The organism is Nocardioides sp. CCNWLW239 (genome assembly GCF_037137035.1).
Lineage (GTDB): Bacteria > Actinomycetota > Actinomycetes > Propionibacteriales > Nocardioidaceae > Nocardioides.
Genome location: NZ_JBBBNW010000004.1, coordinates 189,364 through 216,060 on the forward strand (window position 1 = coordinate 189,364; position 26,697 = coordinate 216,060).

30 protein-coding genes and 1 riboswitch are annotated in these 26,697 nt (G+C 69.0%); of the genes, 14 read left to right on the top strand and 16 right to left on the bottom strand.

Annotated features, from left to right (window positions below; translation table 11 throughout):
- Window positions 1–12 precede the first annotated feature (12 nt).
- From glpX to WBG06_RS17960, 4 genes are read left to right on the top strand one after another with little or no spacing between them, the layout of a single operon-like run.
- Complete coding sequence (gene glpX / locus WBG06_RS17945; protein WP_336738303.1) at window positions 13–1,032, top strand: class II fructose-bisphosphatase; 1,020 nt, start codon at window positions 13–15, stop codon at window positions 1,030–1,032.
- Window positions 1,033–1,069: 37 nt separating this feature from the next.
- Window positions 1,070–2,002: an alpha/beta fold hydrolase gene (locus WBG06_RS17950; protein ID WP_336738304.1), complete on the top strand. Its 933-nt coding sequence runs from the start codon at window positions 1,070–1,072 to the stop codon at window positions 2,000–2,002.
- A 45-nt stretch (window positions 2,003–2,047) separates the two neighbouring features.
- A complete protein-coding gene (locus WBG06_RS17955; RefSeq protein ID WP_336738305.1) occupies window positions 2,048–2,731 on the top strand; it encodes a TetR/AcrR family transcriptional regulator in 684 nt (227 codons plus the stop codon).
- A gap of 37 nt (window positions 2,732–2,768) precedes the next feature.
- Entirely contained in the window at window positions 2,769–3,743 is a 975-nt protein-coding gene (locus tag WBG06_RS17960) for a cytochrome c oxidase assembly protein (protein ID WP_336738306.1), read from the top strand.
- A 167-nt stretch (window positions 3,744–3,910) separates the two neighbouring features.
- Here WBG06_RS17960 and WBG06_RS17965 read toward each other — a convergent pair whose 3' ends face one another.
- Window positions 3,911–4,981: an ABC transporter ATP-binding protein gene (locus tag WBG06_RS17965; RefSeq protein WP_336738307.1), complete on the bottom strand. Its 1,071-nt coding sequence runs from the start codon at window positions 4,979–4,981 to the stop codon at window positions 3,911–3,913.
- A gap of 215 nt (window positions 4,982–5,196) precedes the next feature.
- On the opposite strand from WBG06_RS17965, the gene WBG06_RS17970 reads away from it, so the two are divergent.
- From WBG06_RS17970 to WBG06_RS17985, 4 genes are read left to right on the top strand one after another with little or no spacing between them, the layout of a single operon-like run.
- Window positions 5,197–6,525, top strand: coding sequence for an extracellular solute-binding protein (locus WBG06_RS17970; protein ID WP_336738308.1), 1,329 nt, complete (start codon window positions 5,197–5,199; stop codon window positions 6,523–6,525).
- Window positions 6,522–7,451, top strand: coding sequence for a carbohydrate ABC transporter permease (locus WBG06_RS17975; RefSeq protein WP_336738309.1), 930 nt, complete (start codon window positions 6,522–6,524; stop codon window positions 7,449–7,451). The genes WBG06_RS17970 and WBG06_RS17975 overlap by 4 nt, the downstream gene beginning before the upstream one ends.
- A gap of 4 nt (window positions 7,452–7,455) precedes the next feature.
- On the top strand, window positions 7,456–8,295 hold the full coding sequence (locus tag WBG06_RS17980; protein ID WP_336738310.1) for a carbohydrate ABC transporter permease: 840 nt from the start codon (window positions 7,456–7,458) through the stop codon (window positions 8,293–8,295).
- A gap of 6 nt (window positions 8,296–8,301) precedes the next feature.
- The gene (locus WBG06_RS17985; RefSeq protein WP_336738311.1) at window positions 8,302–9,513 is read left to right on the top strand and encodes an ABC transporter ATP-binding protein; all 1,212 of its coding nucleotides are present in this window, start codon (window positions 8,302–8,304) and stop codon (window positions 9,511–9,513) included.
- Window positions 9,514–9,563: 50 nt separating this feature from the next.
- Here the strand turns inward: WBG06_RS17985 and WBG06_RS17990 are convergent, their stop codons facing one another.
- From WBG06_RS17990 to WBG06_RS18000, 3 genes are all read right to left on the bottom strand, one after another.
- Window positions 9,564–11,285 (bottom strand): sulfatase-like hydrolase/transferase, encoded by a 1,722-nt coding sequence (locus tag WBG06_RS17990; protein ID WP_336738312.1) that lies wholly within the window; start codon window positions 11,283–11,285, stop codon window positions 9,564–9,566.
- A 131-nt stretch (window positions 11,286–11,416) separates the two neighbouring features.
- Window positions 11,417–12,112, bottom strand: coding sequence for a DUF1707 SHOCT-like domain-containing protein (locus tag WBG06_RS17995; protein ID WP_336738313.1), 696 nt, complete (start codon window positions 12,110–12,112; stop codon window positions 11,417–11,419).
- Window positions 12,113–12,168: 56 nt separating this feature from the next.
- Complete coding sequence (locus WBG06_RS18000; RefSeq protein ID WP_336738314.1) at window positions 12,169–12,837, bottom strand: DUF1707 SHOCT-like domain-containing protein; 669 nt, start codon at window positions 12,835–12,837, stop codon at window positions 12,169–12,171.
- Between the two features lie 136 nt (window positions 12,838–12,973).
- Here WBG06_RS18000 and WBG06_RS18005 point away from each other — a divergent pair, with 136 nt between their 5' ends.
- Window positions 12,974–13,864: an NAD(P)-dependent oxidoreductase gene (locus WBG06_RS18005; RefSeq protein ID WP_336738315.1), complete on the top strand. Its 891-nt coding sequence runs from the start codon at window positions 12,974–12,976 to the stop codon at window positions 13,862–13,864.
- Window position 13,865: 1 nt separating this feature from the next.
- Here WBG06_RS18005 and thiC read toward each other — a convergent pair whose 3' ends face one another.
- The 8 genes from thiC to WBG06_RS18045 all read right to left on the bottom strand — a co-directional run bounded on the left by thiC (window position 13,866) and on the right by WBG06_RS18045 (window position 20,344).
- Complete coding sequence (thiC, locus tag WBG06_RS18010; RefSeq protein ID WP_336738316.1) at window positions 13,866–15,566, bottom strand: phosphomethylpyrimidine synthase ThiC; 1,701 nt, start codon at window positions 15,564–15,566, stop codon at window positions 13,866–13,868.
- A complete protein-coding gene (gene thiD, locus WBG06_RS18015) occupies window positions 15,563–16,375 on the bottom strand; it encodes a bifunctional hydroxymethylpyrimidine kinase/phosphomethylpyrimidine kinase (RefSeq protein WP_336738317.1) in 813 nt (270 codons plus the stop codon). Before thiD ends, thiC begins: the two co-directional genes overlap by 4 nt.
- Window positions 16,372–17,004 carry a thiamine phosphate synthase gene (locus tag WBG06_RS18020; RefSeq protein WP_336738318.1) on the bottom strand — a complete coding sequence of 211 codons (633 nt, stop codon included), beginning with the start codon at window positions 17,002–17,004 and terminating at the stop codon, window positions 16,372–16,374. Before WBG06_RS18020 ends, thiD begins: the two co-directional genes overlap by 4 nt.
- The gene (locus tag WBG06_RS18025) at window positions 17,001–17,777 is read right to left on the bottom strand and encodes a thiazole synthase (RefSeq protein WP_336738319.1); all 777 of its coding nucleotides are present in this window, start codon (window positions 17,775–17,777) and stop codon (window positions 17,001–17,003) included. The genes WBG06_RS18020 and WBG06_RS18025 overlap by 4 nt, the downstream gene beginning before the upstream one ends.
- The gene (gene thiS, locus WBG06_RS18030) at window positions 17,774–17,974 is read right to left on the bottom strand and encodes a sulfur carrier protein ThiS (protein WP_336738320.1); all 201 of its coding nucleotides are present in this window, start codon (window positions 17,972–17,974) and stop codon (window positions 17,774–17,776) included. Before thiS ends, WBG06_RS18025 begins: the two co-directional genes overlap by 4 nt.
- Complete coding sequence (locus WBG06_RS18035; protein ID WP_336738321.1) at window positions 17,971–18,996, bottom strand: FAD-dependent oxidoreductase; 1,026 nt, start codon at window positions 18,994–18,996, stop codon at window positions 17,971–17,973. The genes thiS and WBG06_RS18035 overlap by 4 nt, the downstream gene beginning before the upstream one ends.
- Window positions 18,996–19,607: a thiamine phosphate synthase gene (gene thiE, locus WBG06_RS18040; RefSeq protein WP_336738322.1), complete on the bottom strand. Its 612-nt coding sequence runs from the start codon at window positions 19,605–19,607 to the stop codon at window positions 18,996–18,998. The genes WBG06_RS18035 and thiE overlap by 1 nt, the downstream gene beginning before the upstream one ends.
- Window positions 19,601–19,710, bottom strand: a riboswitch (TPP riboswitch). Its footprint overlaps the gene before it by 7 nt.
- A gap of 43 nt (window positions 19,711–19,753) precedes the next feature.
- Window positions 19,754–20,344: a carboxymuconolactone decarboxylase family protein gene (locus WBG06_RS18045; RefSeq protein WP_336738323.1), complete on the bottom strand. Its 591-nt coding sequence runs from the start codon at window positions 20,342–20,344 to the stop codon at window positions 19,754–19,756.
- Window positions 20,345–20,444: 100 nt separating this feature from the next.
- On the opposite strand from WBG06_RS18045, the gene WBG06_RS18050 reads away from it, so the two are divergent.
- Together WBG06_RS18050 and WBG06_RS18055 are read left to right on the top strand one after the other, a co-directional pair.
- A complete protein-coding gene (locus WBG06_RS18050) occupies window positions 20,445–22,133 on the top strand; it encodes a fumarate hydratase (RefSeq protein ID WP_336738324.1) in 1,689 nt (562 codons plus the stop codon).
- 67 nt (window positions 22,134–22,200) lie between these two features.
- Window positions 22,201–22,497 carry a TFIIB-type zinc ribbon-containing protein gene (locus WBG06_RS18055; protein WP_336738325.1) on the top strand — a complete coding sequence of 99 codons (297 nt, stop codon included), beginning with the start codon at window positions 22,201–22,203 and terminating at the stop codon, window positions 22,495–22,497.
- A gap of 119 nt (window positions 22,498–22,616) precedes the next feature.
- Here the strand turns inward: WBG06_RS18055 and WBG06_RS18060 are convergent, their stop codons facing one another.
- From WBG06_RS18060 to WBG06_RS18070, 3 genes are all read right to left on the bottom strand, one after another.
- Window positions 22,617–22,844, bottom strand: coding sequence for a hypothetical protein (locus WBG06_RS18060; protein WP_336738327.1), 228 nt, complete (start codon window positions 22,842–22,844; stop codon window positions 22,617–22,619).
- Window positions 22,841–23,407 (bottom strand): GNAT family N-acetyltransferase, encoded by a 567-nt coding sequence (locus WBG06_RS18065; protein WP_336738328.1) that lies wholly within the window; start codon window positions 23,405–23,407, stop codon window positions 22,841–22,843. Before WBG06_RS18065 ends, WBG06_RS18060 begins: the two co-directional genes overlap by 4 nt.
- 62 nt (window positions 23,408–23,469) lie before the next feature.
- A complete protein-coding gene (locus WBG06_RS18070; RefSeq protein WP_336738329.1) occupies window positions 23,470–24,261 on the bottom strand; it encodes an inositol monophosphatase family protein in 792 nt (263 codons plus the stop codon).
- 113 nt (window positions 24,262–24,374) lie between these two features.
- On the opposite strand from WBG06_RS18070, the gene WBG06_RS18075 reads away from it, so the two are divergent.
- Window positions 24,375–25,226, top strand: a complete 852-nt coding sequence (locus WBG06_RS18075; protein WP_336738330.1) for an endonuclease domain-containing protein — start codon at window positions 24,375–24,377, stop codon at window positions 25,224–25,226.
- A gap of 96 nt (window positions 25,227–25,322) precedes the next feature.
- Here WBG06_RS18075 and WBG06_RS18080 read toward each other — a convergent pair whose 3' ends face one another.
- Window positions 25,323–25,826, bottom strand: coding sequence for an SPFH domain-containing protein (locus WBG06_RS18080; RefSeq protein ID WP_336738331.1), 504 nt, complete (start codon window positions 25,824–25,826; stop codon window positions 25,323–25,325).
- A 95-nt stretch (window positions 25,827–25,921) separates the two neighbouring features.
- Between WBG06_RS18080 and WBG06_RS18085 the strand changes: the two genes are divergently transcribed.
- Window positions 25,922–26,158, top strand: coding sequence for a hypothetical protein (locus WBG06_RS18085; protein WP_336738332.1), 237 nt, complete (start codon window positions 25,922–25,924; stop codon window positions 26,156–26,158).
- Window positions 26,159–26,311: 153 nt separating this feature from the next.
- Window positions 26,312–26,674 (top strand): hypothetical protein, encoded by a 363-nt coding sequence (locus tag WBG06_RS18090; protein ID WP_336738333.1) that lies wholly within the window; start codon window positions 26,312–26,314, stop codon window positions 26,672–26,674.
- The last annotated feature ends 23 nt before the right edge of the window (window positions 26,675–26,697 follow it).

Consider the following 26,697-nt stretch of genomic DNA (forward strand, 5'->3'; position numbering starts at 1 on the left):
AGATTGGCCCCTATGAACGACACCCAGCCGCTCGGCGTCGCCCCCACCGCTCCTGACCGCAACCTGGCCCTGGAGCTCGTGCGGGTGACCGAGGCGGCGGCGATGGCCGCCGCCCGCTGGGTGGGCCGTGGCGACAAGAACGGCGCCGACGGTGTCGCGGTCAACGCGATGCGCACGATGATCTCCACGGTCGCCATGAACGGCACCGTCGTCATCGGCGAGGGCGAGAAGGACAACGCCCCGATGCTCTACAACGGCGAGCGGGTCGGCGACGGCACCGGGCCCGAGTGCGACGTCGCGGTCGACCCGATCGACGGAACCACCCTCACCGCGAAGGGGATGAGCAACGCGGTCGCGGTGATGGCCGTCGCGCCCCGCGGTTCGATGTACGACCCCAGCGCCGTCTTCTACATGGAGAAGCTCGTCACCGGCCCCGAGGCCGCCGACGTGGTCGACATCCGGCTGCCGGTCGCGGAGAACATCGCCGCGGTGGCGAAGGCGAAGGACACCAAGGCCTCCGACATCACCGTGATCGTGCTCGACCGGCCGCGCCACGACAAGCTGGTCGAGGAGATCCGCGAGACCGGTGCCCGGATCAAGTTCATCGTCGACGGCGACGTCGCGGGCGCGATCTCGGCCGCGCGCGCCGGTTCCGGCGCCGACCTGCTGATGGGCATCGGCGGCACCCCCGAGGGCATCGTCGCCGCCTGCGCGATGAAGGCGCTCGGCGGCACCATCCAGGGACGGCTGTGGCCCAAGGACGACGAGGAACGCCAGCGCGCCCTGGACGCCGGCCACAACCTCGACCCCGACTTCGTGCTCCACACCGACGACCTGGTCACCGGCGACGACTGCTTCTTCGTGGCCACCGGCATCACCGACGGCGACCTGATGCGTGGTGTGCAATACCTCCCGCACGGCGCCGTGGTCACCGACTCCCTGGTGATGCGCAGCCGCTCGGGCACCATCCGCAAGGTCACCTCCGAGCACCAGCTGGCCAAGCTCCAGGCCTACAGCGCGGTCGCGTTCTAGGCACACCGGGCTGGCTCGGGCCCGGTAAAGTCGGCGTATGACCACCGCCGCCGAGCCGACCGAGTCCACCGCCTTCCTCCCCGGAGGGGTCGAGCTGGCGTACGACACGTACGGGACTCCCGGGGCTGATCCGCTGCTGCTGATCATGGGGCTCGGCGGTCCGATGACCTGGTGGGACGCCGAGCTGTGCAGGCAGCTCGCGGACGCCGGGTTCTACGTGGTCCGCTACGACAACCGCGACATCGGCCACTCCTCGCCCCATCCGAGCGACGAGCGGATCACCCTGGCACGGCTCGCGCGGGCGTTCGCCGGACTGCCGACGTCGGCGCCCTACACCCTCGACGACCTCGCCGACGACGCGGCCGCACTGCTGACCTACCTCGGCATCGACTCCGCCCACGTGTGGGGCGTGTCGATGGGCGGGATGATCGCCCAGACCCTCGCGATCCGCCACCCGGACCGGGTGCGGTCGGTCTGCTCGACGATGTCCACCACCGGCCACCGCCGCGTCGGCTTCCAGCACCCGACCCTGCTGCCTGCGTTGGTCATCAAGAAGCCAGGCCTGGAGGGCTACATCGAGCGCCAGATCAAGGGCGGCGTCCAGATCGGCTCACCGGCCTTCCCCGAGCCCGAGGACGACGTACGCCGACGGGCGATCGACACCTGGAACCGCGGCGTCAGCGGCCCCGCCGTCGCACGGCAGATGCTCGCTGTCCTCACCCAGCCCGACCGCACCGAGGCCCTCGGGCGGGTGGAGGTCCCGTTCAGCGTCATCCACGGCCTGGCGGACAAGATGGTCCACGTCTCCGGTGGCCGGGCCACCGCCGCGGCCGTCCCCGGCGCCGAGCTCACCCTGTTCAAGGGCATGGGCCACGACCTGCCCCGAGCGCTGTGGCCCGCCTTCATCAAGGTCGTACGCCGCACCGCGGACCGCGCCGAGCACACCGCCGACCGCACCGTCACGGCCTAGGCCATGTCTCTCAAATCCGCGTCTTTGAGAGACATGGTCTAGCCGATGCGCATCACGGTCCCCGGGGACGAGTCGGGGTCGCTGCTCGCGAGGGCGCTCGCCGACGTCGCCGAGCCCGTCGAGGACGAGGCGGTGACCGCGAAGCTGCTCGACGCCGCCGCCGAGCAGTTCCGTCAGATCGGGATCAAGCGCACCACCATGGAGGAGGTCGCGAAGCGGGCCGGGGTCTCCCGGATCACCGTTTACCGCCGCTTCGCCAACAAGGACGCCTTGGTCGAGCTGGTCGTACGCCGCGAGTTCCGGCGCTACTTCGACCAGTTCGTGCTCGACATCGCCGACGCCACGGACGCGGCCGAGCGCGTGGAGATCGGCTTCGCCAGCGCGATGCGCGCGATCCGCGGCAACCCGCTGATCGGTGGCCTGCTCACCGTCGAGACCGACTCGCTGGTGCACTCGATCGTCGGCGACGGCGGCCGCACGGTGGCCACGATCGCGCGCTTCGTCGCCGGCCAGCTGCGGCGCGAGCAGCGCGCCGGCAACGTACCTGCCGAGGTCGAGGTCGACCTCGTCGCCGAGCTGATGGTCCGCACCTCTACCTCGTTCTTGGTCACCCCGAGCGAGGTCGTCGACATCGACGACGAGGCGCAGCTGCGTGCGCTCGCCCGGCTGTTCCTGGTCCCGCTGATCAGCCCCCGCGACCGCGGAGGCCCAGCGGGGCCGCCTCGCTGAATCACGGTCCGCCGCACCCCGGAGATACCGTAAGACCATGCACGACCACGGCTCGCTGCCCGCGCTCGGCTGGTCCGAGTTCTTCACCACCTGGAGTCTCCAGCCCGTCTGGCTGCTCGCTGTGGTGGTCATCGGCGCCGGCTATCTCACGCTGCGCAACGCAGCCGGAGCGGCCTCGACCGTCAAGGGCTGGCGGGTGGCGTCGTTCCTGACCGGGCTCGGCCTGATGTACGTCGTCATCGCCTCGGCCATCAACGCCTACGCGATGGCGCTCGCCTGGATGCACATGGTGCTCCACCTGACGCTGATCATGGTGGTCCCCGCGCTCCTGGTGCTCGGGCACCCGCTCACGGTCATCGCCGAGACCGGCCCCCGCGCCGAGCGGGTGATGCGATCGCTCCCGGTCACCCTCCTGATCCACCCGGTCACCGGCACGCTGGTCTACTCCGTGGTGATCATCGGCACGCACCTGTCCGGGTTCATGGATGCCATGGCGCAGAGCGTCCCGCTGATGGTCGGCGAGCAGGTCCTCTACGTCGTTGCCGGATTCCTCTTCCTCACCAGCACCATCGGTGAGGAGAAGGTGCGCACCGACATGCCCTACCTGGGCCGGATCGCGCTCCTCGTCGTCGGCATGGTGCCCGACACGATTGTCGGGATCGTGATGCTGCAGTCCGAGCACGTCCTCTACCCGGTCTACTCCGCAGCCCGCCCGGACTGGGCCCCCGACGCCGTCAAGGACATCCAGACCGCCGGCGGCCTGATGTGGGCGGCGGGCGACGCCGGGATGATGTTCCTCGCGATCGGCCTGGTCATCGCCGTCGTCTCCTCCGCCGAGCGACGGACCAAGATGACCGGCCGCTTCCTCGACGGCGTACGCAGCACCCGCCTCGCCCAGGAGAGCGCCCGAGGCGTGCCCGAGGGCCCCGCCGAGCCGGGATCCGTGGATCCCGACAGCGACGAGGCCCTCGATGCCTACAACGCGATGCTGGCCCGCATGAACCAGCAGTGATTCTGCGATTGCTTCGCAATTCGCGCAGCGCTTCCGCTTGATCCACGTCTTCCTCCGCTCCGATCGTCGCTGCGCTCCTCACTCCGCTGCGTCCAGACGAGGAACGCTCCAGCGCTGGATCGATGGCGATGCTTCGTCCATGACTCAGCGCTGGAGCGCTTGGTGCATCAGTTGACGCGGAGACCCGACTCGGTGTCGAAGATGTGGACGTCCTCGGGGTCGGTGGTGACGTAGATCGTGTCGCCCTTGCTGACGTGGTCCTTGGAGGAGACTCGCACGATCAGGGTCGACGGGACGCCCTCGACGTCGCTGGTGCCGTAGACGTAGGAGTCGGAACCGAGCTCCTCGACGACGGTCACCTGGACCGGCAGTCCACCCTGGCCCTCGCCGATGACCCGGAAGCTCTCCGGACGCACGCCGATGGTGATGTTGCTGGGCAGGTCGGAGGCGCCGATGGGGACGACGTACTCCCCGATCTTGGCGCCACCGTCAGCGGCGGTCGCCTTGATGAGGTTCATCTGCGGCGAGCCGATGAACCCGGCGACGAAGAGGTTGACCGGCTTGCGGTAGAGGTTGAGCGGGGTGTCGACCTGCTGCAGCTCACCGTTGCTCATCACCGCGACGCGGTCGCCCATCGTCATCGCCTCGACCTGGTCGTGGGTGACGTAGACGGTGGTGATGCCGAGGTCGGCCTGGAGCTTGGCGATGTCGGTGCGGGTCTGCACGCGCATCTTCGCGTCCAGGTTGGACAGCGGCTCGTCCATGCAGAAGACCTGCGGCTGGCGGACGATCGCACGGCCCATGGCGACGCGCTGGCGCTGACCGCCGGAGAGCGCCTTCGGCTTGCGGTCGAGGTAGTCGGTCAGACCCAGGGTCTTGGCGGCCTCGGCGACGAGCTTGTCACGCTCGGCCTTCGGAACCTTGGCCATCTTCAGCGAGAACGCCATGTTCTCGGCGACGCTCATGTGCGGGTAGAGCGCGTAGTTCTGGAAGACCATCGCGATGTCGCGGTCCTTGGGCGCCACGTTGGTGACGTCACGGTCACCGATCTTGATGGCACCGGAGTTGACCTCCTCCAGCCCGGCGAGCATGCGCAGGGTGGTGGTCTTGCCGCATCCGGACGGACCGACGAGCACCATGAACTCGCCGTCCTTGATCTCGAGGTCGATGCCCTTGACCGCGGGCTCCGGGGCGCCGGCATACCACCGCTGCGCCTTCTCGAACGTCACTGTTGCCATGATTCCGTTGTCTCCTTCACCGGCAGGTACGTGCCGGACGATCCGTTGTGAAGTGACCGCCGACACATCGCCGACGGCGCTGTGAGTCTAGAGCACGCGGAGGATTAGCAGAAGAGGAAACTTTCCGTCTCCAAACAGGGGCAAATGCACCGCTATGGTCTTGCTATGGACTAGACATGTGAGGCATCTCACGAATACCTGGGAGGGAGACTCGTATGAGCCATGCACGGAAGCGCCCAGGCACACGATTCGCCGTCGGTGTCGCCTCGGCCGCAGTCCTTGCCGGCACCCTCGCTGCCTGCGGCACAGACACCGACAGCACCGCGTTGACCTGGTACATCGGACCGGACGGCGCTCCGGCCAAAGAAAAGATCGCCGAGGCGTGCTCGACCGACGACTACACGATCCAGACCGAGCTGCTACCCACCGGTGCCACCGACCAGCGCACCCAGCTGGCGCGCCGCCTCGCGGCGGACGACCCGTCGATGGACCTGATCGACATCGACCCGGTCTTCGTCCCCGAGTTCGCCAGCGCCGGCTGGCTGCTCGACATCCCTGACGAGTACGCCGAGCGGGCCGTCGACGACGACGTGCTCGACGGACCGGCCTCGTCGGTGAAGTGGGAGGACGAGGTCGTCGCCTTCCCGCAGTGGGCCAACACCCAGGTGCTCTGGTACCGCCCCAGCCTCGCCGAGAAGGCCGGGCTGAGCGAGGCCGACATGGAGAAGGTCACCTGGGACCAGGTCATCGACGCGGCCGCCGACAACGGCGGCACCGTCGGCGTCCAGGCCAACAAGTACGAGGGCTACATGGTGTGGATCAACGCCCTCATCCAGGGCGCGGGCGGCTCCATCGTGGAGGACACCGAGGCCGGCACCGACGCGAAGGTGACCATCGACTCCGACGCCGGCAAGCAGGCGGCCGCGGTGATCGCCAAGCTGGCCGCCTCCCCGGCGGCCCAGCCCGACCTGTCGATCTCCAACGAGGGCACCAGCCTGGGGCAGATGTTCCCTCAGGGCGGGGCCGGCGAGTTCATGGTCAACTGGACCTTCGCCTACGCCAACTACCGCGACACGGTCGGCGCCGAAGGCGGTCCGCCCGACGAGGCCACGTTCAAGGACGACTTCGCCTGGGCCCGTTACCCGCGCACGAACCCGGAGACGGAGTCGACGCCCCCGATCGGTGGGTTCGACATCGGCATCGGAGCCTTCACCGACGAGCCGGACGCTGCCCTCAAGGCTGCCGGGTGCCTCACCGGCACCGACGCCCAGGTCACCCTCGCTCTCGAGGCCGGTCTGATGCCGGCGCGTACGTCCGCCTACCAGGACCCGAAGCTGGTCGAGGCCTTCCCGCCCGACCTGCTCGCGCTCTATCAGGACAGCATCGACGACGCCGGCCTCCGTCCGGCGAGCGCCTACTACTCGAAGATCTCCGGCGCGGTCCAGTCCACCTGGCACGCACCCGACACCGTCGACCCGGACAAGACCCCCGAGGAGTCGGCGACGTTCCTCGAGGACGTACTGGAAGGGAAGTCCCTGCTATGACGACTGCCACCGTCGGACGCCGCAGACGAGAGGGCGCACAGCTCAGCGAGCGCGCCCGCGCCGAGGACAGCCTGGGGCGGAAGCTGGTCGCCCCCGCTGTCGTGCTGATGCTTCTGGTGACCGCGTTCCCCATCGTGCGCGCGCTCTACCTCTCGCTGTTCAACTACTCACTGACCGCACCCGACGACCGCGCGTTCGTCGGGATCGCCAACTACGTCACCGCACTCACCGACCCGCTCTTCTGGCGGGCGACCGCGGTCACCGTGGGGATCATGATCATCACGGTCGCCGTCGAGCTGGTCGTCGGCTTCGTCTTCGCGATGGTGATGCACCGGGTGATCTTCGCCCGCGGCATCGTCCGCACCTCGATCCTGATCCCCTACGGGATCATCACCGTCATCTCCGGCTTCGCCTGGCAGTTCGCCTTCTCGAGCACCAACGGCTTCATCAACGGCTGGCTCCCCGGGGTGGACGACGGGTTCAACTGGTTCGGGCAGTTCGGCTCGGCGGTCAGCGCCATCATGATCTCCGAGATCTGGAAGACGACGCCGTTCATGTCGCTGCTGCTGCTCGCCGGCCTCGCGCAGGTCTCCGAGGACATGCTCGAGGCGGCGAAGGTCGACGGGGCCACCTGGTGGCAACGGCTCTACAAGGTGATCCTGCCGAACATGCGCGCCGCGATCATGGTCGCGGTGCTGTTCCGGGCGCTCGATGCCTACCGGATCTTCGACAACATCTTCGTGATGACCGCAGGCGCGGTGAACACCGAGTCGATCTCGTTCCTGACCTACCGGCAGGTGATCGAACAGTTCCAGCTCGGGATGGGGTCGGCGCTGTCAGTGCTGCTGTTCCTGTCGGTGCTGCTGGTGGCCTTCATCCTGGTGAAGGCGTTCAAGGTCGACCTGGCACAGGCCAGACAGGGGTAGTGACATGGGAAACAAGGGTTTGCAGAAGTTCGGGCTCGCCGCGGGCATCGCACTGATCCTCGTCTGGTGCCTGCTGCCGGTCGTCTGGATCATCTCGCTCTCGTTCAAGAGCTCGGCCTCGATCACCAACGGCTCCCCCGGGTTCTTCCCGCGCGACTTCGCCGGGTGGGAGAACTACCAGGCGGTCTGGGACAACGAACAGTTCCGCCGGGCGATCTTCAACTCGATCGGGATCTCGCTGATCGCCACGGTGCTGTCGGTCATCCTGGCCACGCTGGCGGCGTACGCGATCGCCCGGCTGGAGTTCCGGGGCAAGAAGCTGGTGCTCTCGGTGGCGCTCGCCATCGCGATGTTCCCGGTGGTCTCGCTGGTGGGTCCGCTGTTCGACATGTGGCGCGCGGTCGGCCTCTACGACACCTGGCTGGGGCTGATCATCCCCTACATGTCCTTCACGCTGCCCCTGGCGATCTGGACGCTCTCGGCGTTCTTCCGGGAGATCCCGTGGGAGCTGGAGCAGGCGGCCCAGGTCGACGGCGCCACCTCGTGGCAGGCGTTCCGCAAGGTGATCGTGCCGCTGGCCGCCCCCGGGGTGTTCACCGCCGCGATCCTGACCTTCTTCTTCGCCTGGAACGACTTCGTCTTCGGCATCTCGCTGACGTCGACCGAAGCCGCTCGGCCGATCCCGGCATCGCTGTCCTTCTTCGTGGGTTCCGACCCGTTCAACCGCCCGGTCTCGCTCATCGCCGCCGGCGCGGTCATCGCCACGATCCCGATCGTGATCATCGTCCTGCTCTTCCAGCGCAAGATCGTCGCCGGTCTCACCTCCGGCGCAGTCAAGGGGTGAACAACCATGGCATCCATCTCCATGAGAAACATCGTCAAGAAGTACGGCGACGGGTTCCCCGCCGTCAACGACGTCACGATCGAGGTCGCTGACGGGGAGTTCATGATCCTGGTCGGCCCCTCGGGCTGCGGAAAGTCGACGCTGCTGCGGATGATCGTCGGGCTCGAGGACATCACCTCGGGCGACATGCTCATCGGTGACCGGCGGGTCAACGACGTCCCGCCACGGGACCGCAACCTGGCGATGGTCTTCCAGAACTACGCCCTCTATCCCCACCTGACGGTCTACGAGAACATCGCCTTCCCGCTGCGTCTGGCGAAGATGCCGGAGGCGGAGATCGACCGGAGGGTGCGGGCCGCGTCCGAGACCCTCGAGCTCAACGAGCACCTCGAGCGCAAGCCGGGCAACCTGTCAGGCGGTCAGCGACAGCGGGTGGCGATGGGCCGGGCGATCGTCCGCGAGGCCGACGTCTTCCTCTTCGACGAGCCGCTCTCCAACCTCGATGCGAAGCTGCGCGGGCAGATGCGCACCGAGATCTCCCGGCTGCAGAAGCGGATGGGGATCACGACCGTCTACGTCACCCACGACCAGGTCGAGGCGATGACGCTCGGCGACCGGGTGGCGGTGATGAAGCGCGGCGTGCTGCAGCAGCTGGCCTCGCCGCGCGAGCTCTACGACAACCCGAGCAACCTGTTCGTCGCCGGATTCATCGGCTCGCCGCCGATGAACTTCCTGCCGGCGACCGTCTCCGGGTCGACGCTGCAGTTGCCGTTCGGGTCGATCGAGCTTCCGCCGGCCAAGGCGGAGAAGGTGGCCGGCAAGTCGCTGCTCATCGCAGGCCTGCGCCCCGAGCACTTCGCCGAGGCGTCCTCACCGCGGGCTCACAACGTGTCGGACGCCAACACCTTCGAGGCTGACGTCGACGTCGTCGAGTGGCTCGGCAACGAGACCTACGCCTACATCCCGTTCGAGGCGCCGGCAGCCGTGGCCGAACGCCTGGAAGAGGTCGCCAAGGACACCGACAGCGAGTCGATGCGCACCCAGCTCGTCATCACGCTCTCCGGCGAGAGCCGGATCGCCGACGGCGACAAGGTGAAGATCTGGATCGACGTGGACAAGATCCACCTGTTCGACCCGGAGACCTCGGACAACCTCACCATCGACCTGGACAACGCCGGTCACGTGCCGGCCATTCACGGCGCCGCGACACCGGCCTGAGCACGAGGATGCGCGGGTGACCCCTCGAGGGGTCACCCGCGCATCCGTTGTCAGCGGGTCAGTGCCCGGCACACGGCCGGGGCACAGCCCTCGTACGCCTTCAGGCGGCGCATCAGATCACGGGCGTAGGGCTTCGCGTGGTCCTCGGCGAAGACGTTGCGGTCCTCCCAGGGACGGTCGTAGCGGTAGAGCTCGTAGGCGTAGTCGGTGCCCTTCCAGGACGTGTCCAGGTCGAACCGGACCAGCAGCCCCTGCGAGCCGCGCACCGCGATGTAGGACGGGATGATGTCGATGGTCCCGCCGGAGCCGCTGTCGAGGTCGACCTCACCGGGATGGGACTTGGCGTAGGTGTGCTCGAAGAACGCGTACCTCCCGCCGGGCAGCCGCGGCCGGCTCAGCGTCTGCGCGAACGAGCTGCCGGAGACGTACGCCGGGGTCGGAGCGCCCGCGATGTCCAGGAAGGTCGGGGCGAGGTCGATGTTGTTGACGAACTGGGTGCGCTTGCCCGGCACGACGTCAGGACCGACGACGACCAGCGGGACCCGGGTGTCGGAGTCGTACGGAGCGCCCTTGCCCCCGTTGAGCTGGTGCTGGCCGAGGTGGAAGCCGTTGTCGGAGGTCAGCACGATGTAGGTGTCGTCGCCGGCTGCCTCGCGGACCTGGGTGATCATCCGGTCGATCGACTGCACCATCCGGGCGCGGTCACGGTACTGGCTCAGGGCCGTCTCGTCGCTCAGCGAGATCTTGTTCGTGCGCCAGGCAGGGGCCTGCGACGTACGTCCTCTGCTGAGGTAGGTCGGCGCGTTGTCCCAGCGGTCGTCGCCGTAGCCGACCAGGTCCTTCAGGGTCAGCTCGGAGCACTCGAACCGGCCGCAGTTGCCGCCCTCAGGATCGCCGGCGGGCGCCTGGTCGGCGAAGGCCGGCGGGAACCAGGTGTCCAGGCCCGGGTAGTGGTGGCCGAGTCGGGAGTGGGGCCCGTAGGCCGCGATCTCGAGGAAGTAGGGGTTCTCGTCGTCGCGGTGCTCGTTGATGAAGTCGAGGGCGTAGTCGCGGGTGACGTTGGTGGCGTAGGCAGCGTCCTTGCGCTGCACGGTGGCGTGCTGCGCAGGGCGCGGATGGTTGCGCAGCCGCACCTCTCCGGTGTCGTCGAGGAAGGTGCTCTGGTAGCCCCAGCCGCCGTAGGCACCGCCGAGGAGCGCGTTCCAGGAGTCCCAGCCGGGCACCTTGGGCGGCGGGACCCGCTTGCCGTCGGAGCCGATGGTGGCCTCGTAGGCGTTGATGTACTTCCCCACGAAGCCGGTCGTGTAGCCGGCCTCCTGCAGCCCGATGCTGAACTGCTTCTCGACGTTGCCGTAACGCTGGAACGCCGACCAGCCGCCGACGGGGTGGTCCGGGTCGTTCTGGGTGTTGGTGAGCACCTTGGTGTGGTGCGGGGTCTGCCCGGTCAGCAGCGCCGCGCGGGAGGGGCAGCACAGCGAGTCGATGACGAAGGAGTTCTGGTAGGTCGCACCTTCAGCGGCCATCCTGGTCGCCTCCGGCATGGTCCGGAGCAGCTCCAGGGAGAAGTCGTCCATCAGGATCAGGACGATGTTGGGGCGCTCGTCGGTCGTGGCGGCCAGCTCGGCCGCGGGCTCTGCGATCGGCGCCACCGACGGGTCGGCGGCGGCAGAGCCTGGGGTGAGCGCCCGCGGGCCGACGACGAAGAGCCCGGCGACGAGCGCCACGGACGCCAGGAGCCCGGCGACGAGGAACAGGCTCAGCTTCGACTTCATCCCGAGTCTCCTTTGTCTACTATGTAACTACACAATAGCGTGTTCAGGTGAGGTTAGTGCCTGGTTTCAGGCACGACAAAGTGGGTCCGCGGAGCGGACCCCCGAGGAGTCAGCTCAGCCCCGGGACCTGCTCAGTGCAGGTTGTGCGGCGGCAGCTCGTGCGGCGGCGGCATCCGCAGCCGCTTGCTGCCCTTCGCGTCCTTCAGCGGCTTGCGGATGACGGTGACGCCACCCATCAGTGCCAGCCCCTTGACCCGCAGCACCGGGCCGCCGGTCGGCTCGACGCCGCGCGGGCCGACGTAGCCGCCCATGATCCCGACGCCCTGCATGATGACCTGGACGTCGGGGCCGACGGTGATGTTGACGCCTCCCATGATCGCGTTGGCGTAGATCACCGTCTCCTGGGCCGAGAACTGCGCCTGACGCATGTCGAGCTCGGCACCACCCATCAGCGCGATCACGTTGCCGGTCGCCGGCACGGTCCAGACCCCACGCCGGTCGACGCCGCTCATGATCGCCACGTAGAGCTGGCTCTCGATCGGCTTGTCGGCGTAGACCGCAGGGCTGTTCCCGGCTGCGGGCGCGGGCTGTCGAACCGGCGGAGCGGGTGTCCCCGCCGCCGGCAGGTCGACGGTGATCGGGATCAGGTCGGCGTACGTCTTGGCCTTGAAGGTCGCCTCGAGGCGGTCGTCGAGCTCATCGATCTCCAGGCGTCCCTCGCCAGCGGCCTCGCGCAGGATGTCGGCCACCTTGTGGCGGTCGGCATCGCTGATCCGCAGATTCGGATCAGGAACCGGGTCGCGAAATGGCTCGGGGGTCGTTCCCATGGGGCGAATGCTAGTGGGGGCCTAGGACCTGCGCCTCAACAATCCCCCCGATGGCATCACTCGAGACCGAGATGTTGCTTCAACGTACGCTTCGGAGGACGCGGGCCCCGCCGCTTGACGGTCACGTCACCGAGCACGGCGATGCCGCGCACCCGGACCACCGGGGAGTCCGCGGTGAGCGCCTCGGGCACCTTCGACGACGGCTCCTTGAAGTCGCCCAGGACGCCGTTGCCCTCGACGATCACGTGCACGTTCGGCGGCACCGTGACCTTCACGCTGCCCAGGACCGAGGTCGCGTTGATGACCACCTCGCGCGCGGAGTAGTGCGCTTCGCGCAGGTCGATGTTGGCATCGCCGAGCACTGCGTTGACCGAGAGGTGCTGAGGGACCACCCAGACCCCCTTGCGCTCGACGTTGCTCAGGAACGCGCTGGCGCTGTCGGACTCGTCGCCCTGACCGTAGACGACGGGCACGGCGCCGGCACCGGGCGCGGCGGGTGCCACCGGCGGCTTCCCCGCGACCGGGAGGTCCTCGGTGATCGGCTCCAGGTCGGCGTACGTCTTGGCCTTGTAGGTCTCCTCCAGCCGCTCCTCGAGCTCCTCGAGGTCCAGCCGCCCCTCGCCCGCGGCCTCGCGCAGGATGTCAGCCACCGCATGGCGGTCGGCGTCGCTGACCCGGAGGTCGGCTCGTCGAGGCTGGCCGGGGTGCGGTTCAGGAAGTCCCATGATCAGGAATGCTATCGGCGTACACGTCACACGTCTCTCAGGTTCGACCCTGAGACGTGGCACTCACCTCTGGGTGAGTACCCCAGTAAATAGTGGGTACTCCCGAAACCGGACGGCGGCCGCCAGCATGGATGACATGTCAGAGACCGATCGAAACTCGACCCTCCCGACCGATGTCAGCCTGCTGGGCCTGGGCGCGATGGGCAGCGCTCTGGCGGCCGCGCTGCTCGACGCCGACCGCTCCGTGACCGTCTGGAACCGCACCGCCGGCCGGACCACCGACCTGGTGGCCCGCGGCGCCGAGGCAGCGGCCTCGGTCCGCGAGGCCGTGCTGGCGAGCCCGGTCGTCATCGCCTGCCTCCTCAAGCGCGCCTCGGTCGAGGAGACCCTCGGCCCGGTCGCCGCCGAGCTCCGGGGCCGCACCCTCGTCAACGTCACGACCACGACCCCGAGCGAGTCCCGCGAGCTCGCCTCCTGGGCGGCCGAGCGCGGCATCGACTACCTCGACGGCGCCATCATGGCCGTGCCCGCGATGATCGGGTCCGGCGCGGGTCAGATCTTCTACAGCGGTTCGCGGGCCGCGTACGACGCGCTGCTCCCCACTCTCGACGTCTGGGCGCCCAGCGAGTTCCACGGCGAGGACGCCGGTCGGGCGTCCCTGGTGGACCTGGCGATGCTGTCGGGGATGTATCAGATGTTCGCGGGCTTCGTCCACGGCGCCGCGATGGTGGCGTCGATGGGGATGAGCGCGGCCGACTTCGCTGCCCGGCAGGCGCCCTTCCTGGCTGCGATGACCGAGGGGCTCGACGGCTTCGCGAAGGTCATCGACGGGGGCGACTACACCGTCGAGGGTCAGCAGAGCCTGGACTTCTCCGACCTCACCGACATCGTGCGGGCCAGCGAGGAGGAGGGGGTCGACCCCTCCCCCATCGCCGGCGTCCAGGCACTGATCAGCAGACAGATCGCCGCAGGACATGGATCCGAAGGATTCGCCAGGATCTACGAGAGCCTGCGATCCGACGCGTAGCTCAGTCGGCGAGCGGGAGGTAGACGCGACCTCCCGCCGCCGCGAACTCCTTCGACTTCTCCATCATCCCGGCCTCGATCTCCTCGGGAGTCGCCCCGTCGTTGCCGAAGCGGTCGCGTACGTCCTGGCTGATCTTCATCGAGCAGAACTTCGGGCCGCACATCGAGCAGAAGTGGGCGGTCTTGGCGTTCTCCGCCGGCAGGGTCTCGTCGTGGAAGCTCTCCGCGGTGACCGGGTCCAGGGAGAGGGCGAACTGGTCGCGCCAGCGGAACTCGAAGCGTGCCTTGGAGAGCGCGTCGTCGTGGTCTCGGGCACCGGGGTGACCCTTGGCGATGTCGGCGGCGTGGGCGGCGAGCTTGTAGGTGATCACGCCGGTCTTCACGTCGTCCTTGTCGGGGAGGCCGAGGTGCTCCTTCGGGGTGACGTAGCAGAGCATCGCGGTGCCGTGCATCGCGATCGTGGCCGCGCCGATGGCGGAGGTGATGTGGTCGTAGCCGGGTGCGATGTCGGTCGCGAGCGGGCCCAGCGTGTAGAACGGCGCGCCGTGGCACCACTCCTGCTGGAGGCGTACGTTCTCCTCGACGAGGTTGAGCGGGACGTGGCCGGGGCCCTCGACCATGACCTGGACGTCGTGTCGCCAGGCGCGCTCGGTCAGCTCGGCGAGGGTGCGCAGCTCGGAGAGCTGGGCCTCGTCGTTCGCATCCGCGGTGCTACCCGGACGCAGGCCGTCACCGAGGGAGAAGGCGACGTCGTACTGCTTGAAGATCTCGCAGAGCTCGTCGTAGTGGGTGTAGAGGAAGTTCTCCTGGTGGTGCGCCAGGCACCAGCCGGCCATGATCGAGCCGCCGCGGGACACGATGCCGGTGACGCGGTTGGCGGTGAGCGGGACGTAGCGGAGCAGGACCCCGGCGTGGATCGTCATGTAGTCGACGCCCTGCTCGGCCTGCTCGATGACGGTGTCGCGGAAGACCTCCCAGGTCAGCTTGTCGGCCTCGCCGTTGACCTTCTCCAGCGCCTGGTAGATCGGCACGGTGCCGATCGGGACGGGGCTGTTGCGCAGGATCCACTCGCGGGTGGTGTGGATGTCGTCGCCGGTGCTCAGGTCCATCACCGTGTCCGCGCCCCAGGTGATCGCGTGGGTGAGCTTGTCGACCTCTTCCTCGATGGAGGAGGTGACCGCGGAGTTGCCGATGTTGGCGTTGACCTTCACCAGGAAGCGCTTGCCGATGATCATCGGCTCGGACTCGGGGTGGTTGACGTTGTTGGGGATGATCGCGCGTCCCGCCGCCACCTCCTCGCGGACCAGCTCGGGGTCGCAGCTCTCCCGCACCGCGACGTAGGCCATCTCCTGGGTGATGATGCCCTTCCTCGCGTAGTGCATCTGGGTGATGTTGCCCGTCCCTGTCGACACAGCCTTGCGCGGCAGGCGGCGCTCGCCCTGCCACTCCTGGCGAGCCGCGCCGCGGCGTACCGCTGCCTTGCCGTTGTCCAGCAGCTCGGTCCGGCGACCCTCGTAGGCCTCGGTGTCTCCGCGCTCCTCGACCCACTCGTCACGACGCGGCGGGAGGCCGACCTGTGGATCGGATCCAGGTCCTTCGGTGCAGTAGCGGTCGAACGTCTCGCCGTTGGTCAGTGCGACCCGGGTCACCGGGACCTTCAGGTCGCCGAGCTCGAGGCGGGTGTGGGCGGGGTGGACGGTCATCGGTTCTCCTGGGTGTGAGCGATCGGGCCCCGGCCTCTTCCGAGGGTCCAGGTCTGGCTGGTTCGGAGCTGTCGGGTGACGTACGCCGCGGCCTGCTCCGCTGCCTTGTGCAGCGGAGCACCGTGGGCGAGGTGGGCGGCCAGGGCTGAGCTGTAGATGCAGCCGGTGCCGTGGTCGTTGGTCGTGGGGACGGCGGGGTGCGTGAGTGGGATCGGCGGTCGTCCGGGCTCGGCGAGCCAGTCCGTGCAGGTCCCGGTCGCCTCCGGGTCGCCGCCCGTGACGATCACCGCGGCGTCGGTTGCGAGGGCGGCGGCGAGAGCCTCGGGCGGTCCGTCGTGCCCGGCCAGAGCCCGCGCCTCGTCGAGGTTGGGAGTCACGACGGTGGCGACGGGGAGGAGGTGGTCGAGGTAGGCGCGGCGTACGTCCTCCCCGCCGAGCACCGCACCGGAGGTGGCGACGAGGACGGGGTCGACGACGATCGCAGGTTGTGAAGTCGAGAGTGGCCTATAGGTCACTCTCAGCTTCACAACCCGCTCCGCGAACGCCTTCACCGCTGCTGCGGTGCCGAGCATGCCCGTCTTGACGGCCGCAACGGGGAGGTCGTCGAAGACCGCATCCAGCTGAGCCTCGATGGTGGCGAGCGGGACCGGGTGGATGTCGCTGACCCCGGTCGTGTCCTGGGCGGTGACCGCGGTGATCACACATGCGCCGTGGACCCCGAGCGCTGCGAAGGTCGCCAGATCGGCCGCCGTGCCCGCCGCTCCCCCGGAGTCGGTGCCCGCGATCGTGAGTGCGACCGGCGGGTTCATCGGACCACCTCCGCGCTGGCGAGAGCGGCCAGCAGATCGCTCACCACCTGCCCCGGCTCGTCGGCTCGCATCACCGCGCCCATCACGGCGACCCCGTAGGCACCTGCGCCGACCGCTTCAGTGGCGTTGACCGGAGTGATCCCGCCCAGGGCGTACGTCGGGAGCGGCAGGTCGGCGAACGCGCCCGGTCCCAGCGGCGGCCCGTAACCCGGCTTCGACCCCGTCAGCGCGTACGGGCTGAGCATCGCGTAGTCGAACCCGTCTGCGGCGGCTGCGGTGACGTCGGGTCGGGAGTGGCAGCTGCGCCCGAGGTGTAACACGCTGTTACACCCACTATCCGGTCGTCTTGAACGACCGGATAGTGCGTCGAACGACGTGTTACCCCGAGCGCCGGCCGGAAGATGCACCCCCACCGATCCGGGCAGCGGACCGTGCGCGGCGATCACCGCGAGGCCGAGCTCGGCCGCCGCTGCAGCCAGCTTCGCTCGTTGCTCGGGCGGCTCGTCGAGCTCGCGTACGACGACATGGGTGAGGCCGGCGGCCCGGCACTCGGCCAGGGTCGCGAGCAGGCTGCGGCCCAGTGGCAGCTGGGAGCGGTCGGTGAGCACCAGGAGTCGGGGCAGGGTCATGCGATCCGGCCCTCCATCGGCGAGGAGGCCCGGGCGACGGCCTGGCGTGGGATGCGGCCGGCGGCCCGGGCGGCGGTACCGGCCGCGACCGCCAGTCGCAGCGCCCGAGCCATGCCGACCGGGTCGTCGGCGCGGGTCACCGCGGTGGCGGCGAGGACGGCGGAGCAACCGAGCTCCATCGCCAGGGCCGCGTCGGAGGCGGTGCCGACCCCGGCGTCGAGCACGACCGGCACGTCGACAGCGGCCACGACGGCCTCGATGGCGTGGGGGTTGAGGATGCCGAGCCCCGACCCGATCGGTGAGCCGAGCGGCATCACCGCCGCGCAGCCGGCGTCCTCGAGTCTCCGGGCCAGAACCGGGTCGTCGGTGGCGTACGGGAGCACGGTGAAGCCCTTGCGCACCAGCTGCTCCGCGGCCTCGACGAGCTCGACAGCGTCGGGCATCAGCGAGGTCTCGTCGCCGATCACCTCCAGCTTCACCCAGTCGGTCTCGAGCGCCTCGCGGGCCAGCTCGGCGGTCAGCACCGCCTCGCGTGCCGAGAGGCAGCCTGCGGTGTTGGGCAGGATCGGCACGTTCGCGGCTCGAAGCGACTCGAGCAGGCCGCCGGCTGCCGTCGAGGACGTACGCCGCATCGACACCGTCACCAGGCCCGGCTCGGCCGCGGCGATGACCTCCGGGAGCAGCGCCAGATTGGGCAACCCGCCGGTGCCGAGGAAGAGGCGCGAGGACAGCTCGCGGCCGGCGATCCTGAGTCCATTCTCGGGCACGCTCATCCGCCCTGCACCGCCGTCACGATCTCGACGACGTCGCCGTCGTGGAGCAACCGGTCCGCCCAGTCGTCGCGGGGAACGATCTCCTCGGCGACCGCGACCGCGATACCGCTCGGTCGCCGGTCGCCGGTCCTGGTCTCGAGCAGGTCGGCGACGGTGCCGCCGACCTCCATCGGCTCGCCGTTCACGGTGATCTTCATCCGTCCTCCTTCATCAGGAACCGGCGAGGGTCCAACGCAGACTCCACCGCCCCTGTCTCGATGTGGTCGGCGACCAGCCGCGCGATGAGAGGCGCGAGCAGGACGCCGTTGCGATAGGCGCCGGCAGCGAGCACGACGCCGGGCTCCTGGGTCGGGCCGACGAGCGGCAGGTTGTCCGCGGTCCCGGGGCGATCGCGCGAGGTCACCTCCGCCACGCTGGCCCGGTCGAGCCCTGGTACGACCCGGCGGGCTGAGTCGAGCAGGCGCCACACGCCCTCGACGGTCGGCAGCAGCGGCCCGTCGCGTTCCTCGGAGGTCGCCCCGATGACGACCTCGTCGCTGTCTGTCCGCGGCACCACGTAGACCTGCTCGCCGTGGGCCCAGGCGCGCACCGTGCGCTCGACCCGCTCCGGTGTCCGCAGGCGCACCACGTCGCCGCGGACGGGGCGGATGAGGGAGGAGAACGGAGCGGGCAGCCGCGCGCCGGTCGCGATCACGGTCAGGTCGGTGGCCTCATCACCTTCACCAACACGCGTGTCACCAACACGCGCGTCACCGACCCGCGCGAGCAGCGCCGCAACGACCGCGCGCGGGTCGACGGAGTGGTCGTCGGCGAGCAAGGCGCCGCCGCCGACCCGGCCGAGCCCGGGTTCGTGGCCCAGCAGGTCGCGCCGCCCCAGCCGTTCGTAGGAGACCCCGGCGAGATCGAGCACCGCGAGCTGCCGCTCGACCTGCTGGACGTCCCCGGCGTCGACACCGACCAGCAGTGTCCCGCGGGTGTGCACGGGCACCCCGAGCCGGGAAGCGAAACCGGGCCAAAGCTCGAGCGACGACAGGCACAGCCGGGTCAGCGACTCCTCCCCGTACCAAGCCTCACCGGCCGGGCTGAGCATGCCGGCCGCAGCGTACGACGCCCCCGACCCCGGCGCGGGGTCGATCACCATGACGTCGTGGCCACGACGGATCAGCTCGTCGGCGACGGACAGCCCGACGATTCCGGCACCGAGGATCCGCACCCGCATCACGCCACCGCCGTCACGAGCTCCTTCGCGGCTTGGACCGGATCGGGTTGTCGCCAGAGCCCGCCGATCACGGCGACCCCGTGGGCACCGGCAGCGCGCACCGGCCCGGCGGACTCGGTCGTGATCCCGCCGATCGCGATCAGCGGCAGCACACCGGCGGCCTCGGTGACCGCAGAGACGCCCAGCGGGTCGGGGAGCCCGGCCTTGGACGTGGTCGCGAAGACCGGCCCGAAGCCGGCGTAGTCGGCGCCCGCGGCGGCGGCCTCCTCGACCGCTGCCCGGTCCCGGCAGGTGGCGCCGATGATCAGCCCGGGCGTGACGGCGTCGGCGATCCGCCGGGCCTCGTCCAGCGGTAGGTCGGAGGCACCGAGATGGACCCCCTGCGCACCGACCGCGAGCGCCACGTCGAGCCGATCGTCGACGACGACACAGCAGTCGTACGCCGCGACCAGCTCGATCACGCTTGCGGTGAGCACGAGCAGCTCACGGGTGGTCGCGGTCTTGTCGCGTACCTGGAAGCCGTCGACCCCTGCCGCGGCGAGCGCAGGCAGGAGCGTCAGGTCGTCGGTCGTGGAGACGAGGCAGAAGAGTCTCGGGAGGGCAGACAGCACGTCAGGTCACTTCCTTCGCCGGCATGATCCGGATCAGGTATTACGGTCGGAGCGGCTCCAGCTCCCTCTCAGCCCGCTGCCGCGGACTCCCGTGTGGTTGGGTCCCGATCACTGTAACGGAGTCATGGGGACCCGACGCAAGGGGTTCACCCGATCATGGACGACCGACCTCCGCGCTGCGCGAGCGGCTTGAGCTCACACGCCTCCGCGAAACCGTCGGACTCGATACCCAGCGCGACATTGGTGCGGGTCGAGAAGTTGGCGAACCCGATGACCGCGGTCAGCTCGACCACAGCCGCCTCACCGAGCTGCGCGACCAGCCCCGACACCATCTCGTCGGTGACGGTCGGCTCTGCCTGGCTCATCGCCTCGGCGTACGCCATCACGTCCCGCTCCAGCGGCGTGAACACACCCGACTCACGCCAGCGCGGCACCTCCCGAGCCTTGACCATGTCGAGGCCGCGGTTGTGCGCCTCGAAGTAGTTGAAGTCCAAGCACCAGCTGCACCCCACCGCCGAGGCGACGGTCATGTGGGCGAAGGACTTCAGCTGCTCGTCGCAGACGTCCCACTTCTTCACCTTGGACCCGAGGCCGGACATGCCCATCAGGACCTTCTGGTTGTGCCAGTAGACGCCGACCGAGGACGGCACCTGACCGAGCATCTTCGTGGCGAAACGCTTGATCAGCATCCCCTTGAAGCCGGTGATCTCTGCGGGGGCGATGCGGGTGGCGGTCATTTCTCCTCCTGGGTCCCGGCCCCGTCCTTCGGGGCTCTCGACACCTAGACGACAGACGCGCGCGATCTGTGACATCCCAGGCGGCGTACGATTCTCTTCCGTGGCTGACGTTGAGTTCCGGTACTCCGACCTCCTCCCCACCGGCAAGGACGACACTCCTTACCGGTTGATCACCAGCGAGGGGGTGGAAGAGATCGAGGTCGACGGGCGCAAGTTCCTCAAGGTCGACCCCGAGGCGATCCGCCTGCTGACCGCCGAGGCGATGAAGGACATCAACCAGTACCTCCGCCCGGCCCACCTCAAGCAGCTCCGCAAGATCATCGACGACCCCGAGGCCTCGGGCAACGACCGCTTCGTCGCGCTCGACCTGCTCAAGAACGTCAACATCTCCGCCGGCGGGATCCTGCCGATGTGCCAGGACACCGGCACCGCGATCGTGATGGGGAAGAAGTCCGAGGGCGTGCTGACCGGCTCCGACGACGCCGAGACCGTGTCGCGGGGTGTCTTCGACGCCTACACCAAGCTCAACCTCCGTTACTCGCAGCTCGCGCCGCTGACGACGTACGAGGAGAAGAACACCGGCTCCAACCTGCCCGCGCAGGTCGAGATCTACTCGACGGCCGAGGGCGAGAACGGCCCGGAGTACAAGTTCCTCTTCATGGCCAAGGGTGGCGGCAGCGCCAACAAGTCGTTCCTGTTCCAGGAGACGAAGGCGATCCTCAACCCGGACAAGATCCTCACCTTCCTCGACGAGAAGATCCGCTCGCTGGGCACGGCCGCGTGCCCGCCCTACCACCTCGCCGTCGTCATCGGCGGGACGTCCGCGGAGTTCGCGCTGAAGACGGCCAAGTACGCCTCGGCCCACTACCTCGACAACCTCCCGACCGAGGGCTCGATGTCCGCCCACGGCTTCCGCGACACGGAGCTCGAGGAGAAGGTCTTCGAGCTCACCCAGTCCTTCGGGATCGGCGCCCAGTTCGGCGGCAAGTACTTCTGCCATGACGTACGCGTCGTCCGACTGCCCCGCCACGGCGCGAGCTGCCCTGTGGCGATCGCGGTCTCCTGCTCCGCCGACCGCCAGGCGCTGGGCAAGATCACCCGCGACGGCGTCTTCCTCGAGCAGCTCGAGACCGACCCGGCGCAATACATGCCCGACGCCGGCATGGCCGAGGAGATCTCGGCGGGCGAGGTCGTCGACATCGACCTCAACCAGCCGATGTCGGAGATCCTCGCGACGCTGTCGCAGCACCCGGTCAAGACCCGGCTCTCCCTGTCCGGCCCGATGGTGGTGGCCCGCGACATCGCGCACGCCAAGATCAAGGAGCGCCTCGACGCGGGCGAGGAGATGCCCGACTACATGAAGAACCACCCGGTCTACTACGCCGGCCCGGCCAAGACGCCGGAGGGCATGGCGAGCGGGTCCTTCGGGCCGACGACCGCCGGCCGGATGGACTCCTACGTCGAGCAGTTCCAGGCCGCCGGCGGCTCCATGGTCATGCTCGCCAAGGGCAACCGCTCCAAGGTCGTCGCCGAGGCGTGCGGGACCTACGGCGGCTTCTACCTCGGCTCGATCGGCGGCCCGGCCGCCCGACTCGCCCAGGACTGCATCAAGTCCGTCGAGGTGCTCGAATACCCCGAGCTCGGCATGGAGGCGGTCTGGAAGATCGAGGTCGAGAACTTCCCCGCCTTCATCGTCGTCGACGGCGAGGGCAACGACTTCTTCACCGACCCGAGCGGCACCACCACGATTCCGCTCACCGGCATCCGGGTGCGCTCCAAGGAGCGCTGAGCCTCGGCGGATGCGGGACGACCGGATAGGTTGATGGGCGCTGATCCCCGACGACGAGGAGACCCCCATGCAGTGCCCCATCGACGGTGCCACGCTGGTGATGAGCGAGCGCCAAGGCATCGAGATCGACTACTGCCCGCAGTGCCGTGGTGTGTGGCTGGACCGTGGCGAGATCGACAAGATCATCGAGCGGTCCGTCGGCGCCCCGCAGCCCGGCAGCTACCAGCAGCCCCGCCAGGAGCAGCGCGACGAGCGACGCTACGAGAAGCGGGACTACGAGCGGCGCGACTACGACGACGACCGCCGCCACGACAAGCGCCGCAGCCACCACAAGGAGTCCTGGCTGGGTGACCTCTTCGGCTGAGCCTGCGGGAGGCCACGGAGGCGCCAGGCAGCCCCTGCGACACGCCGACTTGCGGCGTGTCGCAGAGGCTTCTTGCGGGCCTTGTGGCCCGCCCCTCACGTCAGAGCAGCAGGTTCCACCTAGACGTCGTTGTCGCGCCGGTTCTCCGGCGGCGCCTCGCTCGGTCCGGACCCCAGCGTGTCCGGGTCACCGGACTCGGAGTCGGGGTAGCCCGCCGTCGAGTCCGACGGCGCGATCGGAGTCTCGCTCTCGTCCTCGTCGAGGCGCTGGGTCTCGGAGACCTGCCCGGACTCCTGGGTGTATTCGGGGTCGTCGGGCCCCTCTGCTGGAAGCTGCTCGTGGCTCATGCCCGTGCGGTACCCGCTTGCCGGGCGAACCACTCCCTCCGCAGCAGCCCGAACACCCACGAGTCGGAGACGTCGCCGTTCACGACGCAGTCCTCGCGTAGCGTTCCCTCCAGCGTGAACCCGAGCTTCTCCAGCACCCGGGCGGAGGGGGCGTTGCGAGTGTCCGCCTCCGCCTGGACCCGGTTGAGGTCGAGCGTGTCGAAGGCCCAGGTGAGCACGGCACCAGCCGCCTCGGTCGCATAACCATGACCCCAGGCCACCTCGCCGAGGCAGTAGCCGAGCGAGGCGCTGCGGAAGTCCGGGTTCCACGAGTTGAAGGTGCACCATCCGAGGAACACCGAGTCCCGTTCGATGGCCACCCGCACGCCGTCCCCCTTCTCCGCCATCTCCTGAGACCTGGCGATGAACTGCCCGGCACGGGCCCGATCGGTCCACGGCGGTGAGTCCCAGTAACGCAGCACGTGGGCGTCGCTCTGCAGCGCGAACAGATCATCCGCATCGGTGTCGGTGAACGGCCGCAGCCGCAACCGGGACGTGACGAGCGTCGGGGTGGTCAGTGACATGGCCCCGATGCTGTCAGCCGGGATGGCTCGTCGCACCAGATTTTCTGTGCTTCGGCCGTCCCTCATGCGAGCCCGAGCGCCGACTTCGCTTCCCGCCACGCCTCGGGGCTTCCTGCCGCCAAGAGCCCTTCACGGCGATCCGTCGGATCGTACGCCGAGCCGTCCAGGCGGGCCACGACCCCGCCAGCCTCCCTCAGCAACAGAGCGCCGGGGGCGTGGTCCCACGGCAAGGTGCGCCAGTACAGCATGAAGTCGCCATCACCCCTCGCGAGTGCGGGGTACTCGATGCTGGCAGCTGTCGCTTGCGGCTCCAGCGTCGCGAACCGATGCTCGTTCTGCTCGATCACAGCCCGGACATCGACGGGAAGAAACCGCTTCTTGACCGCGCCCTCGAGGCTGCTCGAGGACCGCGGGACCGCGAGGCGCTCTCCTGTCTCGGTCTCGAACGCGCCGGCTCCTGATTCGGCGACGTAGGTCCGGGAGTGCTCGGGTTGGTGGATGACCGCGAGCACGGTCTCGCTGTTGCGGACCAGCGCAACCATCACTCCGTGATCTGGCGAACCCGCTGCGAAGGCGCCGGTGCCGTCGAGGGGATCGAGCAGCCACACCGGCCGCTCGCCCGAGAGATGGCGAAGCAGTGACGGGTCCCGAGCGGCGGCCTCCTCCCCGACCACAACGCTTCCCGGCACCGTGGCGCACAGGCGAGCAGAGAGCGCCCTCTCGCATTCCTGATCGGCAACGGTGACCACCTCACCAGGCGACTTCTCCCACATGTCCGAGGTCGTCAGCGCACGGAACCTCGGGCGCAGAAAATCGTTCGCCGCCTCTCGCACCTCATCGACCACGCGGTCCACGTCGTAACCCACGGCGCAAAGGTACGAGAGACCGCTCACCCGGCCGCACGCCGCATCGGCAGCTCCGCCTCGACCCATCGATGTTGTCGGTGGTCGGTCTCATACTGAGCCGCGTGGAGGCAGTCGAGGCGCTGAAGCAGCTGGGCGGGATCGGCCGTGCTGGCGACATCGTCGCGCTGTCCAGCCGACGGCGCCTTCGCACCGCGGTGTCGAACAAGGCGATCATCCACGTCGACCGCGACCGTTACGCACTCCCGGTCACCGACCTCGGTCGCCGCCTCGCGGTGGAGCACAACCTCCATCTCACCCATCTCAGCGCGGCGCTCCATCACGGGTGGGAGGTGCGTGCCTCCCCGAGCGTTCCCCATCTTCTCCTGCCTCGCGGGAAGGAGCGGCCCACCAGCATGGCCAGGTTCTGGACGTACGACGCCCAGCGCGACGATCTCGACGGCTGGTCCACCGGACCGCTGCTCACCGTCATGCTGTGCGCTCGCGATCTTCCGTTCGCGAGCGCGCTGACTGTCGCGGACTCGGCGCTGCGCCACGGTTCGCTGACGCACCAGGAGCTCGTCGCGGCCAGCCGGGCCTGGCGCGGCGGTAACAACGCGCAGGTCGAGAAGGTCGCCGCGTACGCCGACGGTCTGGCCGCCAACGCCTTCGAGTCCGGTCTGCGTGCGATCACCGCCGCCGCGGGCCTCGAGTTCGTCCCGCAGTTCGAGGTGCGCGTCGGCGCGCTGACGGTGCACCCCGATCTCGTCGACCCGATCCGCGGCATCATCCTCGAGGCCGACTCCTGGGGCTTCCACGCCGACCGCGAGGCGCACGACCGCGACTGTCAGCGCTACACGATGCTCGCCGCCGACGGCTGGATCGTGTTGCGGTTCACCTACGACCAGGTGATGTTCCAGCCCGACTATGTGCTGCGGTGCATCGAGATGGCTCTCGTCCAGCGCTCCGTGGCCTGACCCCGGCCTCGGCGCACCTTGAATCCGGCTGCGACACGCCAATTGACGGCGTGTCGCGAGCTGTACGCGGAGGGTTGGGGGCCTCCCGGGTCACGCTCATCGCGTAGGGCCCTGGAGGTCGGTGACAGCGACGTGCTTGACGCGGATCCCCCAGTCCTCGCGGGACCGACGGGTGGCGTCGTACGCGACCTCCGTGAGGCGCTGGGTGGCGGCGAGGAACTCGTCCCGGTCGACGATTCCGGCGAACTCTCGCAGCCGGGCACGGATGGCGCGTTCGAGCTGCTGGTGAGGGTGGTCGACCCGGTAGGTGATCGAGGGGTCCTCGAACTCGAAGTAGACCTCCAGCGCCGCCTCGCAGACGTAGTCGTCGCGGCAGACGAGCGGCTCCCGCATCAGCAGCACCTGCTCGCGCATGTCGAACCGGGCAGCGACCCGGTCCAGCAGCGGCACGATCGTGTTGAGACCGGGCTTCAGCGTCGTTCGGTAGCGACCGCCGCGCTCGACCACGAAGCACGTCGCCGCCGGGACGATCTTGACACTCATCAGCATCGCGGCGACGACCACGACAGCAAGCAGCACGACCACGAGACCCGGAGACATGCCGGTCAGGCTACCGGCGTACGTCTGCCGACGCTTACCTCCGAGGCGTTGGATAACCGGTTGATCGAGCGATCACCGCGACCAAGACTCGTACCGTGCGGAGCTATGAGGATCTGGTGGCCGAGGCCGAAGCTGCAGACGTGACCGGCTGGGGCTTCGGCTGGTTGGAGGGGCGGGCCACCGAAGAGCGGCCGAGATGGCGTTACTCCCGGCTCTTGGCGGCGCGGCTGGCCGAGGCCGAGAGCGCGCTGGACATCGACACCGGCGGCGGCGAGGTCGTCGACGAAGCCCCGGTGCTCCCGCGTCGGCTGGCGGTGACCGAGAGCTGGTAGCCGAACGCGCGGCGCGCCCGTGAGCTGCTGGGCCCGCGTGGAGTCGAGGTCGTCGAGACGCGTCCCGGCGAGCCGCTGCCGTTCGCCGACGGTACGTTCGACCTCGTCACCTCTCGCCATCCGGTCTCGCCCGACTGGTCGGAGATCCGCCGTGTGCTCACCGACGGCGGCCGCTATCTGGCCCAGCACGTGGGTCCGGCCTCGGCCTTCGAGTTGATCGAGCTCTTCCTCGGGCCGTTGCCGGAGGCGCGCCTGAGCCGAGATCCCGAGAGCGAAGCCGCGGCGGCGCGCGCCGCGGGGCTCGTCGTCGACGATCTGCGCACCGCCAGGCTCCGGATGGAGTTCCACGACATCGGCGCCGTGGTGTGGACGCTTCGCAAGTGCGTGTGGTGGGTTCCGGACTTCTCCACCGAGAGGTACGCAGAGCGCTTGCGTGACCTGGACGCCCGCCTGCGCAGCGACGGACCGTTCGTCGCCTACTCCTCCCGCCACCTCATCGAGGCCCATCGCACGTAGGCGGCCACGGTGACGCGTCGGCG